A 14946-nucleotide genomic window follows, 5' to 3' on the forward strand; every position below is an offset into this window, starting at 1 on the left:
TTTAAACGGCTTGCCGACGACAGCAAGAATAATTCTTATTTTTGTTTTTGCCGGCCTCCCGCGAGGCGAAACGTGAGGTTGTAGCGACAGGCGCCGGTCAGCGGATGCTCCCCCGGTTTAAGCGGCTGAATGCCGTGATAGAAGAGCCGTGATTCGCCGCCCCACACCACCACATCGCCATGTTCCAGCAGCAGCCGGCGCAGCGGATCGTTACGTTTCAGCCCGCCAAACTGGAACACCGCCGGCAGTCCCAGCGACACCGAAACGATAGGCGCGCGCAAATCCCGCTCGTCTTTATCCTGATGCAGCGACAGCTTCGCGCCCGGCTGGTAGCGGTTAATCAAACAGGCGTCCGGAGAGAAATGCGCATAACCCGCCTCCTGCGCCGCCTCCGCCGCCAGTTGCTGAAAAATCAGTGGCATCGGCGGCCAATGTTCGCCGGTCAACGGATCGCCAGGCGCATAGAGATAGCCGTGCATATCGGTTGTCCAGCCGAGTTGGCCACAGTTGGTCATGGCTACCGACATGGTATAACCGCCAGGGGTCACCATCTGGCGGAACGGAGAAGCGCTGGCCACCGCGGCAATGGCCTGCAGCAGCGCCGGCGCGCGCTGCACGGCGAAGCGGCGTAATATCATCGCCCCGGGGGCCAGCGGCTCCTGCCAGGGCGGCGTATCGGCAAACAGGTCGAGCATTATTTCTCCCGCATTTTTGCTTCGCGCGCCAGCAACAGCGCTTTACGTTCGCTTCCCCAACGGTAACCGGAAAGCGCCCCGCCCTCACGCACCACCCGATGACATGGAATGACTATCGCCAGTTTATTGGCAGCGCAGGCCCCGGCTACCGCTCTGACCGCGCGCGGTTGACCGATGCTGTGCGCTACCTCGCGGTAGCTGCGGGTTTCGCCTGCCGGGATCTGGCGCAAGGCTTGCCAGACCCGTTGCTGGAAAGCGGTACCACGAATATCCAGCGGCAAATTCACCGCCTGCTGCGGATTATCCAGATGGGCAACCACCTGCGCCACGCGTTCGGTAAACGTATCATCACCCGGCTGCAATTGGGCGCCGGGAAACAAGCTCGCCAGCTCCGCATATAACGCCTTATCGTCATCGCCCAATAATACGGCGCATACGCCACGTTCGCTGAACGCCACCAGGCACCGTCCTGAGGCGCTATTGCAGCAAACCCAGCTAATCAATATATCTTCGCCGCCGCGTTTAAACTGGCGGGCGGTCATGCCCAGCGTCTCGTTTGCCTGGCGATAATAGCTGGCGGAATCAGGGAAGCCGGCGGCTAATGCCGCGCTGGTGACGTTCTGGCCATGGCTTAATGCTTCGCGTAGGCGCCGCGCGCGCCACGCCTGCTGCCAGGCCTTGGGCGTAAGCCCGGTGACGGATTTAAAAATGCGATGGAAATGAAACGGGCTGACCGCCAGCTGCTGCGCCAGCGCCTCAAGGGTGATTGGCGCCTCTTGCTCCAGCAGACGACAGGCGGCGGCCACCTTCTCGACCCGCTGTTGGTCCGGGTCGAGATTATCCGGCCGACACCGTTTACAGGGGCGATATCCGGCGGCCTTTGCGGCTTCGACATCAGCATAAAAGCGGACATTCTCCCGAAGCGCACGCCGTGAACGGCACGAGGGACGGCAGCAGACGCCAGTGGTCAACACGGCGAAAACAAACTGCCCGTCGGCGCTGGCGTCGCGTTCGCAGACCGCCTGCCAGCAGCGGTCATCGTTAGTCATATCGGCAATCATCGGTTTCATAGCGGGCTCCTGCTGTAAGTGTATCCTTACTTTGCGCCTTGCTCCGATCTAAAAAACTGCGCTTCTTGCTTTTTAATTCTGCTCGCCGACCAGAAAGGTGCGGAACTGCGGCGACATCCAGGTCTTAAAGCCATCGCCCTCTTTGACGATCATATAGACCGCCAGCCCCTGCTCGTGTGCCACCTGTTGCGCTTTTTCCGGCCCTAATACCATCAGCCCGGTATCCCAGCCGTCGGCTTCCAGCGCCGTCGGCGCAATCACCGTCACCGATACCAGCTTATGGTTGATGGGGTGGCCGGTTTGCGGATCGATAACGTGAGAAATACGTTTGCCGTCCAGCTCGTAGTAGTTGCGATAGCTGCCGGAGGTGCTGATACCGTGGCCATTAATATCGACTATCGCCTGCACGGCGTTTTCACGGTCGGTCGGTTTTTGAATCGCCACCCGCCACGGTTTATCGTCGCCGTTCATGCCGCGGCTGACCAGCGCGCCACCAACCGACACCAGATAGCGGGCGATCCCTTCCTGCTCCATCAGGCGCGCCAGATGATCGGCGGCATAGCCCTCGCCGACGGTGGAAAGATCGACAAATAAATCCGCAATATCTTTTTGTAGATATTGTTTATCGGCGCGGTTAATCACCGTCAGATGCTGCAGCCCGGTACGCGCTTTTGCCGCCGCGATTTGCTGCTGCGTCGGCGTTTTTACCGGCTGCTTATCCGGGCCAAAACCCCATAAATTGACCAGCGGCCCGACGGTAATGTCCATCGCTCCGGCGGTTTTGGCGCCAATGCGCAGCGACAGAGTGACGATATCCGCCATCGCCTCGTTCACCGGCCACGGTTCGGTGGTGGCGGCATGGTTGAAGCGCATCAGCGCGGAGTCGTTTTTCCAGGTCGAAAGCAGCCAATCATCGCCGTCGAGCTGCGCCTGAACTTTATGGCGTAAATCTTCGGCTTTCGCCGGATCCAACCCGACGACGCTAACGCGCCAGTAGGTCCCCATCGTTTTGCCATCGAGCACGGTGGCGGCGGATTTTGGCGTGGCCGGGGATGTCGCGGAATCACAGCCGGTAAGCAGAACGCAGAGGCCGAAAAAGGCGGCGCGGAAAAAGGTGGTATCCATGAAAACGGGCTCCTGTTACAAAGGCAGCCAGAGTATACCAGCGAGGTTAAACCGGGCATAAAAAAAGGCGCCCGCAGGCGCCTTTTTCAACACTTCAGCTTGCTTAGAACTGGTAAACCAGGCCCAGAGCCACAACGTTGTCAGTAGAGATGCTTGCATCTTTAGTGAACTTGTTGTCGTCCAGCAGGTTGATTTTGTAATCAACGTAGGTGGACATGTTTTTGTTGAAGTAGTAGGTCGCACCCAGGTCAACATATTTCAGGATGTCCTGGTCGCCGTAACGGCCCATGTCTTTACCTTTAGACTGCAGGTAAGCCACGGACGGACGCAGACCGAAGTCGAACTGGTACTGAGCAACGACTTCGAAGTTCTGCGCTTTGTTAGCAAAACCGATGTTACCGGTGCGGGTTGCGTTGTAAGTCTGGGTGTACTGAGTCGCCAGGTAGATGTTGTTGGCGTCGTATTTCAGACCACCGGTGTAGGTTTCAGCGTGATCGCCTTCACCCAGAACACCGTAACGACCACCATCGGTCTTAGACACGAAGGTAGAGTTGTTCTGCTCGTCGGTACGTTTAGAGCTGGAGTACGCGAAACCAGCGCTGATGCCGTCCCAGATATCATAAGTTACGGAGGTGCCGAAGCCTTCGCCGTTCTGTTTCTGGAAGTCACGACCGTTGTTGGTCTGATCTTCGCCGCTCACGCTGCCGTTTTTACCCTGGTACTGCAGAGCAAAGTTCAGGCCGTCAACCAGACCGAAGAAGTCAGAGTTACGGTAGGTGGCAACACCGTTAGCACGGGACTGCAGGAAGTTGTCGGAACCGTAGGTGTCGCCGCCGAATTCCGGCAGAACGTCGGTCCAGGAAGTTACGTCGTAAACAACGCCGTAGTTACGACCGTAGTCGAAAGAACCCGCGTCGCCGAATTTCAGACCCGCGAAGGCCAGACGAGTCCATGCCTGGTCGCTGGAGCTTTCAGTGTTGTTCGCCTGAACGTTGTATTCCCACTGGCCGTAACCGGTCAGCTGGTCGTTGATCTGGGTTTCGCCTTTCACGCCGATACGCATGTAGGTCTGGTCGCCGTCGACGCTGTCGTCGGAAGAGAAGTAGTGCAGACCGTCGATTTTACCGTACAGGTCTAATTTGTTGCCGTCTTTGTTATAAATTTCAGCCGCATTTGCTGCGCCCGCTACCAGCAGTGCTGGTACCAGGAGGGACAGTACTTTAACTTTCATGTTATTAACCCTCTGTTTGTTATATGCCTTTTATTATTGCCACTGCTTACTGATTACCCTTCTAATCAGTCGGCTGTATTCATTGTGCTGCAAAATGCAGAATAATCCAACAAGAATATGATACGAAAACTTCTAAGGTGTTTCAAAATGCGCACAAGATGTTTCAATTTGTAAATGCCAAGGAACTTTTTAGGCGCAATAAAGGTCGCAAAAATAAGCACCAAAAATCAAAAAAATAATATTTTCATTAAAAATCATTGCATTATAAGCATTCAAATGTATAGCACTGAATGGTAAAACAAAATCCTCCCCGAAGACTAAAATAATCCTCGCTATCATCATTAACTTTATTTATTACCGTCATTCAGTTCTGAATGTCTGTTTACCCCTATTTCAACCGGATGCCTCGCATCCGGTTTTTTTTACCCTTCTTTACGTATCTTGAATTATGCTGTGCTAACGCAGCAAAAAAATAACGACTATTAATCAATCAATTCCGAATGAAAGTCAGCCTATTTGGCCAATTTCTTGTTTTTTAGTGCTATTTATCTGCAAGAAATGTCGGTTAATTGTACAAGATCAATTCAACTGTACATATTTGTCGCATCTATGGTTTTGAGAGAAATCTCAGCATTAAAAGATCCCTCAGCGTCAATCTGTTGTATGGATTTCCCGCGTTAGCCTTTATACTTCCTGCCAGTATTCGTTGTGCTGCCCGTCACTATGGCGCAACATCCTGTTTACAAACACTACTGAGCAGCTCTGCCACGCGATGACCCAAAAAAAATTCTCCCTGATCCCCGGTAGCATCACCCGGTTCTTCATCTTGATGGTTATCGTCTTGCTCGCGACGATGGGCGTGATGATCCAAAGTTCGGTTAATACGTGGCTAAAAGACCGGAGTTACCAGGTGGTTGATATCAGCCACGCGTTACACAAACGCATTGATACCTGGCGTTATGCCACCTGGCAGATTTACGACAACATTGCCGCCACCAGCTCAAGTACCTCAAGCGATGGTCTGCAGGAGACGCGCCTGAAGCAGGATGTCTACTATCTGGAAAAGCCGCGACGTAAGACCGAAGCGCTGATCTTCGGCTCTCATGACAGCTCGACGCTTGAGATGACGCAGAAAATTTCCAACTACCTCGATATTTTATGGGGCGCGGAAACCATTCCCTGGTCGATGTATTACCTGAATGGGTTGGATAACAGCCTGATTCTGGTCTCCACCCTGCCGCTGAAAGATCTGTCTTCGAGTTTTAAAGAATCGACGATTAGCAGCGTGGTGGAATCCCGCCGCGCCGAAATGCTCCTGCAGGCAAACACGCTGGACGAACGGGAAACCTTTTCTTCACTGCGTCACCTGACGTGGCAAAATGGCCATTACTTCACGCTGCGTACCACTTTTAACCAGCCGGGTCACCTGGCAACGGTTGTCGCCTTCGATTTACCGATTAACGACCTCATCCCCCCGAGCATGTCGCTGGACAGCTTCCGTCTCGAGCCAGATCCGGCGCAAAATGGCGCTAGCAGCGCAGACAAAGAAGCCGTTGATAACGTTAGCGTCAGCTTTAATGGCCTGCGTATTGAGATAACCACTGCCATCAATACCACCGGCATGCGGCTGGTGTGGGTCGTGCCGTTCAGCACTTTGCTAATGGAATCCTTACAGAATATTTTACTGCCGCTGCTGCTCACCATTGGCCTGCTGGCGTTAACCCTGTTTGGCTTTACCACTTTCCGCAACTATAGCGGCCGCCGTACCCCCGGCAGCGTAAGCACGGCCCCCACCGCGGCCAACAGCGAGCTGCGCGCTCAGCGCGCAATTAATGAAGAGATCGTCTCTTTGCTACCGTTGGGCCTGTTGGTGCACGATCAGGAAGCCAACCGCACCATTATTAGTAACCCGATTGCCGATCATCTGCTGCCGCACCTGAATCTGCAGAACATCACCAATATGGCCGATCAGCATCAAGGGGTGATTCAGGCGACGATCAATAATGAACTTTATGAAATCCGCCAGTACCGCAGCCAGGTGGCTCCTCGCACGCAGATCCTGATTATTCGCGACCAGGATAGAGAAGTGATGGTGAATAAAAAACTCAAACAGGCCCAGCGTCTGTATGAGAAAAATCAGCAGGGGCGCATCGCCTTTATGCAGAATATTGGCGCCGCGCTGAAAGAACCGGCGCTGGCGCTGGCGCAGGAGGCGGCGGCCATCGGGATTCATGAAAGCCGCAAACTGGCGCAGCACGCTGATGAACTGGTTCATCTTGTCGATGAGATTCAGTTGGCGAACTTACTGGAAAGCGATACCTGGAAAACCACCCCCGGTTTGTTCTCCATTCAGGGCTTAATAGATGAAGTGGTTCCTGAAGTCCTGCCGATGGTGAAACGCAAAGGACTTCAGCTGTTAATCAATAATGCGCTGCCGGCCAATGAGCAGCGCTACGGCGACCGCGACGCGCTGCGCCGCACGCTATTACTTCTGATTCAATACGCGATCACCACCACCCCCATTGGTAAAATTACTCTTGAGGTGAGCAAAGATGAATCTGCCGACGATCGTCTGACCTTCCGTATCCTCGATACCGGCAATGGCGTGAGCGGCAATGAAATCGATAATATGCACTTCCCGTTCCTTAATGAGACGCAAGCCGACCAGTACGGCAAAGCCAACGCCCTCACCTTCTGGCTGTGCGACCGGTTAACTCGCAAGCTTGGCGGACAGCTTAATATTAAGGCGCGGGAATCGCTCGGCACCCGCTACTCGCTACACCTTAAAATGGCGGCGAGCGAGGAAGAGAGCGACTCCGGCGAACATCTGCTGGACGATGTGGTCGTGATGATTGACATTACCGCCAATGAAGTGCGCCGCATTGTGACGCGTCAGTTAGAGAGCTGGGGCGCAAGCTGTATCACCCCGGACGAAAGGCTCACAAGTCAAGAGTATGATCTCTTTTTAACGGATAATCCGTCTAATCTTACTGCTTCAGGCTTGCTTTTAAGCGATGATGAGGTTGGGATACGCAAAATTGGCCCAGGCCAGTTGAGCGTCAATTTTAATATCAGCACTGCCATGCAGGAAGCTATCCTGCAGCTGATTGAGCAGCAGCTGGCGCAAGAAGAGGTTCAGCCCTCCTCAACAGGAAACGAGGGGAATGCGGAACTCCATGCCAGCGGCTATTACGCGCTGTTTGCCGACACGGTACCGGATGATGTTCAGAGATTGTATACTGAATTCACCACCAGCGATTTCGCTGCGCTGGCGCAGACCGCTCACCGCCTTAAAGGCGCGTTTGCTATGCTTAATTTGATACCCGGCAAGCAGTTATGTGAAGCGCTTGAGCATCTGATTCATGAACGAGATACTCAAGGTATAGAAAAATACATCAGCGACATTGACGGTTACGTCAAGAGCTTGCTGTAGCAAGGTAGCCTAATACATGAACAATATGAACGTAATTATTGCCGATGACCATCCGATCGTACTGTTCGGCATTCGCAAATCACTTGAGCAGATCGAGTGGGTGAATGTTGTTGGCGAATTTGAAGATTCCACAGCTCTGATTAACAATCTTCCTAAACTTGACGCGCACGTCCTGATTACCGACTTGTCGATGCCTGGCGACAAATATGGCGATGGGATCACCCTGATCAAATACATCAAACGCCATTTTCCGGAGCTGTCGATCATTGTCCTGACGATGAACAACAATCCGGCGATCCTGAGCGCAGTACTGGATCTCGACATTGAGGGGATCGTGCTGAAACAGGGCGCGCCGACCGATCTGCCGAAAGCGCTGGCCGCGCTGCAGAAAGGCAAAAAGTTTACTCCGGAAAGCGTCTCCCGCCTGCTGGAAAAAATCAGCGCCGGCGGTTATGGCGACAAACGCCTGTCGCCGAAAGAGAGTGAGGTTCTGCGTTTGTTCGCTGAAGGCTTCCTGGTCACCGAGATCGCCAAAAAGCTGAACCGCAGCATTAAAACCATCAGTAGCCAGAAGAAATCGGCCATGATGAAGCTGGGCGTTGAAAATGATATCGCACTGCTGAACTACCTCTCTTCCGTTTCTCTTACCTCAACGGATAAAGAGTAATTCACTTTTCCCGGATGGCGGCCAGCCGCCGTTTCCGGGCCATTCTGAAACTTTATTCCCGCCCCGGAGAGCATCGCGCGCCGGGGAGCTCTCAGCACCATTCCGTGCGGCCTCAGCTTGTTTTTCTGGCTTTACGTACCTGCGCGGCATAGGTGGCCAGCGTGTGCTTGAGGATATCCAGCGTTACTGGTTTTGACAGACAGCTATCCATTCCCGACTCCAGACAGCGTTGTTTTTCTTCCGCCAGCGCGTTAGCCGTGACGCCAATAACCGGTAGCGTCATCTCCAGTTGACGGATCCGCTGCGTCAGACGGTAACCATCCATGTTTGGCATGTTCACGTCGCTGAGAACAATATCAATATGTTGTTTACTCAGGACGTTAAGCGCATCGACGCCATCATTAGCCGTCACGCATTGATAACCCAGTGAGCCAAGCTGATCGGCCAACAGGCGGCGGTTAATCGGATGATCGTCGACCACCAGAATCATCATGTCGTCATTGCTGACCGTTGGCGCGTCGTGGGCCGACAGCGCCGGACCATTCTCTTCTACCGCCAGCGCCAGATGCAGCAGGCGTCCCAGCAACGGCAGAAGTTCATGCGGCGTGGTGACGCTATGCAACCACTCTCCCGGCGCGCGCTCAACGGGGATACCGATATGCCGACGGCAGAAGATCACCGCAGCGCTTCCCGGCCAACGCCCGCTGAGTTCATCATCGGTTAATAAAATATCGTCAGCGGCTGGCGTCTGGCCAGCAAATTGCCGTACCGTCAGGCCATGATATTGCAGCAACGATTCGATAAACAGCGCCAGTGACGTATTATGAATCGCCAGCCAACAGGTGCTGTTGCTGTGCTGTTCGGCCAACAGCGGCGGCATCTGCTGCATGCCGTATAACGGAATGCGAATGGTGAAACGGCTCCCCATGCCGGGTTCAGTTTCCACGTCAATGTCGCCATCCATCATGCTGATGAGTTTTTCACAGATAGCCAGTCCCAGGCCGGTTCCCTGGAAATTACGCTGCACCCCGGTACCAACCTGGAAGAACGGGTCGAACAGGCGCACAACCTCTTTCGCCGGGATCCCTTCGCCGGTATCACGTACGCTTATTTGCAGATAGTCGCCGGCGCGCCGTACATGCAGCACGATACAGCCGGTATCGGTAAATTTAATGGCGTTACTCAGCAGGTTGGAAATGACCTGCTGCAGGCGCATCGGGTCGCCAATCATCGTCTGCGGGACATCCGGCTCAATGAAGCAGTACAGCCCAAGCTGCTTGCGCACCACCAGCGGTAGATAGTTCGCCGAAATATGATTCATGACCTCGCGCGGCGAAAACTCTCGCGGCTCGATTTTGAGCTGCTCAGACTCAATTTTCGAGAAGTCGAGAATATCGCTGATAATCTTCAAAAGCAGGCTGGAGGAGTTATTCATCGCCGTCACCAGGCGATCGACTCCCTTCGGCAACGCTTTGGTCTGCAGCAGGTCGAGGTTGCCAATAATGCCGTACAGCGGCGTACGCAGCTCGTGGCTGACGGTGGCGAGGAACATCGATTTCGACTGGCTGGCCTGCTCTGCCGCCTGGGCCATCTCCTGCAGCGACTCTTCCATTTTCACACGGGCGGAAACGTCAACCAGCACGCAAATCGCGACGTTTTCATTACGATATCGCGAGTGTACAAAACTAATCTGCAGGTTGGTGTTGTTGCTGGTTAACACGTCGACGAAGTTGACCTGCTGGCCGCAAATAATCTGCGTGAGCCGCTGGCGGTCTTCGTGCGTCAGCATATTCAGATAGTTATGCGCCAGTTCGTTACTCAGTATATTGGTGCCGTCCTGCGTGCGTAGAATGCAGATTCCGACCGGCGCGGAGGCGACGATCTTACGGTTGAACTGCTCATGTTCCTCCAGCCGCTGAGCGTCGTTTTCCGCCGGTATAAAGATCCGCCGTTCATACATACGCGCCAGCGCGAACAGGATCGCGCCGGTCAGGATATTCAGCACGATAGCGTTGAGGATCAACATCCTGATACGCTCCAGCACCTGATCGACGGAAACCGAATAGACAATGCTCAGCGATGATGGCAGCAGGCTCTTTTTCAGCACCAGCTCGCGGAAACCAGAGCTGTAGCCAAACCACATCCGCTCCTGCATCCAGCGGGTTTCCGGTTTAATGCTGTTATCCGGCCCGGCAAGGGAAATGAGCTGCTGACCGTTATCGTCGAGGATCGTCACGCTCATCGGCAGGCTACCTGGCGTAAAGAAGCTCTCCATGCGGATAGTCTGCTCAACGCCGAGCATCGCCTGCAGACGGTTAGCCATATAAATAGGCGTCAGGGCGTAGAAATAACCAACGCCCGGACGCACGCCCTGGCTAATCCAGAACAGGTTATTGCCGCGCTCGTTTTGCGGCGCATCGCGATATTGTTCGATACGCTGATGCAGCACCTTCAGCGCCTGATCGCGCTCCAGCGGCATATCGCGCAGGCCGAAGTTAGCCATGCAGAGGTTGTCGCTGCCAATTAAAAAAATACGGTTCAGGTCGTAGGCGGCAGAGAAATTATCCCGCCAGTAGCGCATGAACCACGCCAGCGATTGCAGTGAGTTGCGCCAGGCGCCGCTCATTGCGCCGCAGTCGGAATCCGGATACAGCGGTTCAAAATTAGGGATTGTGATATTGCCACTATTGGCCAGCGCCGCACTACCCTCGCTCCCGGTCGCCGCGCGATTGCCTGCGACGTACTTCAGCTCTTTGATGACATCCGCGGTACGCTGGATGTAGCGCTGGGCCTGGTCGGCGTTAAGATTCAGTTCCTGACGAATTTCCGATTCCCGTTCATGCAGCGCATTAACGATATAAAACACGGAAACAAAAGCAATCAGCATCCATAGCAGAACCGCCAGCGCTCTGAACAGATAACGAGAAACCTTTAAGGTCGTATGAAACGAGGCAAGATATTTCAATGGGGCAATGCTCGGTCGTCAGGGGCTCAACAGAATGGGGTTAAAGTAGCGGTAAATGGGCTCTGCCGCAATGTTAATGCAAAAAGGGCCGGGATAACACCCGGCCCTTTCAGAACATTTACCTGCGACGATTACTCTTCGTCTTCGGCGATGTCGTCGTCAGCGTCGTTTTCCGGCGCGATATCATCATCGCCTTCCGCTACGCTGCCATCGATGGCATCCAGTTCTTCGTCGTCAACCGGTTCAGCCACGCGCTGCAGGCCGACAACGTTTTCATCTTCCGCGGTACGGATCAGAATCACGCCCTGAGTATTACGACCCACGATGCTCACTTCAGAAACGCGAGTACGCACCAGGGTGCCCGCATCGGTAATCATCATGATCTGGTCGCAATCATCGACCTGCACGGCGCCGACCACGGAACCGTTACGTTCGGTGACCTTAATAGAGATAACGCCCTGCGTCGCACGCGACTTGGTCGGATACTCTTCGGCCGCGGTACGCTTGCCGTAACCGTTTTGCGTCACGGTCAGGATCGCCCCTTCGCCACGAGGAATAATCAGCGACACGACGCTATCTTCGCCCGCCAGCTTGATACCGCGTACGCCGGTTGCGGTACGGCCCATCGCGCGAACGGCGTCTTCTTTAAAGCGCACCACTTTACCAGCGGCGGAGAACAGCATCACTTCGTCCTGGCCAGAAGTCAGATCGACGCCGATCAGTTCGTCGCCTTCGTTCAGATTGACGGCGATGATACCGGCAGAACGCGGGCGGCTGAACTCGGTCAATGCCGTTTTCTTCACGGTACCGCTGGCGGTCGCCATAAAGACGTTAACGCCCTCTTCGTACTCGCGAACCGGCAGGATAGCGGTGATACGCTCGTCAGCTTCCAGCGGCAGCAGGTTGACGATTGGTCGACCACGCGCGCCGCGGCTGGCTTCCGGCAACTGATACACTTTCATCCAGTACAGACGACCACGGCTGGAGAAGCAGAGGATCGTGTCATGGGTGTTGGCCACCAGCAGACGGTCGATAAAGTCTTCTTCTTTAATACGCGCTGCCGATTTACCTTTACCGCCACGACGCTGCGCTTCGTAGTCGGTTAACGGTTGATATTTCACATAGCCCTGGTGCGACAGGGTCACGACAACATCTTCCTGGTTAATCAGGTCTTCGATATTGATATCAGCGCTGTTGGCGGTGATTTCGGTACGACGCGCATCGCCAAACTGTTCTTTAACCAGCTCCAGCTCTTCGCGAATAACTTCCATCAGACGATCGGCGCTGCCCAGGATGTGCAGCAGCTCGGCGATCTGATCCAGCAGCTCTTTGTACTCGTCGAGCAGTTTTTCATGCTCCAGACCGGTCAGTTTCTGCAGACGCAGATCCAGAATCGCCTGAGCCTGCTGTTCGGTCAGATAGTACTGGCCGTCACGCACGCCAAACTCTGGCTCCAGCCATTCCGGACGCGCGGCGTTATCGCCGGCGCGCTCCAGCATCGCGGAGACATTGCCCAGATCCCATGAACGCGCGATTAAACCCGCTTTTGCTTCCGCCGGCGTCGGCGCGCGGCGAATCAGTTCAATGATCGGATCGATGTTAGCCAGCGCAATCGCCAGCGCTTCAAGGATATGCGCACGGTCGCGCGCCTTGCGCAGTTCGAAAATAGTACGACGAGTGACAACTTCGCGGCGGTGACGAACAAACGCCGCAATGATGTCCTTCAGGTTCATGATCTTCGGCTGACCGTGGTGCAGCGCAACCATGTTGATACCGAAAGAAACCTGCAGTTGGGTCTGGGAGTAGAGGTTGTTAAGAACCACTTCACCCACCGCGTCGCGTTTCACTTCGATAACGATACGCATACCGTCTTTGTCAGATTCGTCGCGCAGCGCGCTGATGCCTTCAACGCGTTTTTCTTTCACCAGCTCGGCGATTTTCTCAATCAGGCGCGCTTTGTTCACCTGATACGGAATTTCGTGCACGATGATGGTTTCACGACCGGTTTTCGCGTCAGCTTCGACTTCCGCGCGCGCGCGAATGTAAACTTTACCGCGACCGGTACGATAGGCCTCTTCAATACCGCGACGGCCGTTAATGATAGCGGCGGTCGGGAAGTCCGGGCCCGGAATGTGTTCCATCAGCCCTTCAATGCTGATGTCTTCGTTATCAACGTATGCCAGGCAGCCGTTGATAACTTCCGTCAGGTTATGCGGCGGAATGTTGGTCGCCATACCTACGGCGATACCGGAAGAACCGTTCACCAGCAGGTTAGGGATTTTTGTCGGCATGACGTCAGGGATTTTCTCCGTGCCGTCATAGTTGTCGACGAAATCAACCGTCTCTTTTTCGAGATCGGCCATCAGCTCATGAGCGATCTTCGACATACGGATTTCCGTATAACGCATCGCTGCAGCGGAGTCGCCATCGACAGAACCAAAGTTACCCTGGCCATCGACCAGCATATAACGCAAGGAGAACGGCTGCGCCATACGTACGATGGTGTCATAAACGGCGGTATCACCATGCGGGTGGTATTTACCGATTACGTCGCCAACGACACGGGCTGATTTTTTATAGGCTTTGTTCCAGTCATTGCCCAATACGTTCATGGCGTATAGTACGCGACGGTGTACCGGCTTCAGGCCATCTCGGACATCCGGCAGCGCACGGCCAACAATGACCGACATCGCATAATCCAGATACGAGCTTTTCAGCTCTTCCTCAATGTTGACCGGTGTAATTTCTCTCGCAAGGTCGCTCATCTAACCGCTATCCCTCTACTGTGTCCCGGATTCAAAGGTCGCAAATTATAACACAGCCGTCGTAATAGAGGTAAAGCAATACGGTTTATTCGTGGCAGTCTGCTGATATACTCGCAGGTCAGAACAGAAAAGGAGTAAAAGCGCCCATGAATGCCGAAAAACCGTCGGTGGCCCCCAACGTTGATCACAATGAAATCGCCAAATTTGAAGCCGTCGCCTCGCGCTGGTGGGATCTAGAAGGCGAGTTCAAACCGCTGCATCGCATCAACCCGTTGCGCCTTGGCTATATTGCCGAACGCTCCGGCGGCCTGTTCGGCAAAAAAGTGCTCGATGTCGGCTGCGGCGGCGGCATCCTCGCCGAAAGCATGGCGCGCGAAGGTGCGACGGTCACTGGTCTGGATATGGGTTTCGAGCCGCTGCAGGTCGCAAAATTGCACGCGCTGGAGAGCGGCGTTCAGGTAGAGTACGTGCAGGAGACCGTCGAAGAGCATGCGGCGAAGCACACCCAGCAGTACGACGTCGTCACCTGTATGGAGATGCTCGAGCACGTCCCTGACCCACAGTCGGTAGTGCACGCCTGCGCGCGGCTAGTGAAGCCCGGCGGCCAGGTATTCTTCTCGACCATTAACCGCAACGGCAAAGCGTGGCTGATGGCCGTGGTCGGCGCGGAATACGTGATGAAAATGGTGCCAAAAGGTACGCATGACGTTAAGAAATTTATCAAGCCGGCGGAGCTCATCGGCTGGATCGATCAGACTCCTCTGAAAGAGCAGCACATTACCGGCCTGCATTACAATCCGCTCACCAATACCTTCAAGCTGGCGCCGGGCGTTGATGTTAACTATATGTTGCACACAACGGCGAAAAAAGCATAACGTCATACGTTTTTATGATGATGATTGCGCGGCATCAAGCTGCGCAATTTTCCCTTCCGACGAAGAAATCAGCACTCGATCAAATTTTGATTTTTTTTCTGTTTTATTGACTTCTTCTCC

General features: G+C 54.4%; 9 protein-coding genes. 3 read left to right on the forward strand and 6 right to left on the reverse strand.

Annotated elements, in window-relative coordinates; genetic code table 11:
• Positions 1–35: 35 nt before the first annotated feature.
• From alkB to EAE_RS24415, 4 genes are all read right to left on the reverse strand, one after another.
• Complete coding sequence (gene alkB, locus EAE_RS24400) at positions 36–695, reverse strand: DNA oxidative demethylase AlkB (protein ID WP_015365631.1); 660 nt, start codon at positions 693–695, stop codon at positions 36–38.
• The gene (gene ada / locus EAE_RS24405) at positions 695–1765 is read right to left on the reverse strand and encodes a bifunctional DNA-binding transcriptional regulator/O6-methylguanine-DNA methyltransferase Ada (protein WP_015706139.1); all 1071 of its coding nucleotides are present in this window, start codon (positions 1763–1765) and stop codon (positions 695–697) included. Before ada ends, alkB begins: the two co-directional genes overlap by 1 nt.
• Positions 1766–1837: 72 nt before the next feature.
• A complete protein-coding gene (gene apbE / locus EAE_RS24410) occupies positions 1838–2890 on the reverse strand; it encodes an FAD:protein FMN transferase ApbE (protein ID WP_015706140.1) in 1053 nt (350 codons plus the stop codon).
• Between the two features lie 103 nt (positions 2891–2993).
• On the reverse strand, positions 2994–4121 hold the full coding sequence (locus EAE_RS24415; protein ID WP_015706141.1) for a porin OmpC: 1128 nt from the start codon (positions 4119–4121) through the stop codon (positions 2994–2996).
• A gap of 772 nt (positions 4122–4893) precedes the next feature.
• On the opposite strand from EAE_RS24415, the gene rcsD reads away from it, so the two are divergent.
• Positions 4894–7554, forward strand: coding sequence for a phosphotransferase RcsD (gene rcsD / locus EAE_RS24420; RefSeq protein ID WP_015706142.1), 2661 nt, complete (start codon positions 4894–4896; stop codon positions 7552–7554).
• A gap of 16 nt (positions 7555–7570) precedes the next feature.
• Positions 7571–8221 carry a response regulator transcription factor RcsB gene (gene rcsB, locus EAE_RS24425; protein WP_015365624.1) on the forward strand — a complete coding sequence of 217 codons (651 nt, stop codon included), beginning with the start codon at positions 7571–7573 and terminating at the stop codon, positions 8219–8221.
• Positions 8222–8333: 112 nt separating this feature from the next.
• On the opposite strand, the gene rcsC is transcribed toward rcsB, so the two are convergent.
• Complete coding sequence (rcsC, locus tag EAE_RS24430) at positions 8334–11186, reverse strand: two-component system sensor histidine kinase RcsC (protein ID WP_015706143.1); 2853 nt, start codon at positions 11184–11186, stop codon at positions 8334–8336.
• Between the two features lie 131 nt (positions 11187–11317).
• Positions 11318–13951, reverse strand: coding sequence for a DNA topoisomerase (ATP-hydrolyzing) subunit A (gene gyrA, locus EAE_RS24435; RefSeq protein WP_015706144.1), 2634 nt, complete (start codon positions 13949–13951; stop codon positions 11318–11320).
• 146 nt (positions 13952–14097) lie between these two features.
• On the opposite strand from gyrA, the gene ubiG reads away from it, so the two are divergent.
• Positions 14098–14826 carry a bifunctional 2-polyprenyl-6-hydroxyphenol methylase/3-demethylubiquinol 3-O-methyltransferase UbiG gene (gene ubiG, locus EAE_RS24440; RefSeq protein WP_015365620.1) on the forward strand — a complete coding sequence of 243 codons (729 nt, stop codon included), beginning with the start codon at positions 14098–14100 and terminating at the stop codon, positions 14824–14826.
• Positions 14827–14946: the final 120 nt, after the last annotated feature.

The sequence above is a fragment of the Klebsiella aerogenes KCTC 2190 genome, assembly GCF_000215745.1.
Taxonomy (GTDB): Bacteria; Pseudomonadota; Gammaproteobacteria; order Enterobacterales; family Enterobacteriaceae; genus Klebsiella; species Klebsiella aerogenes.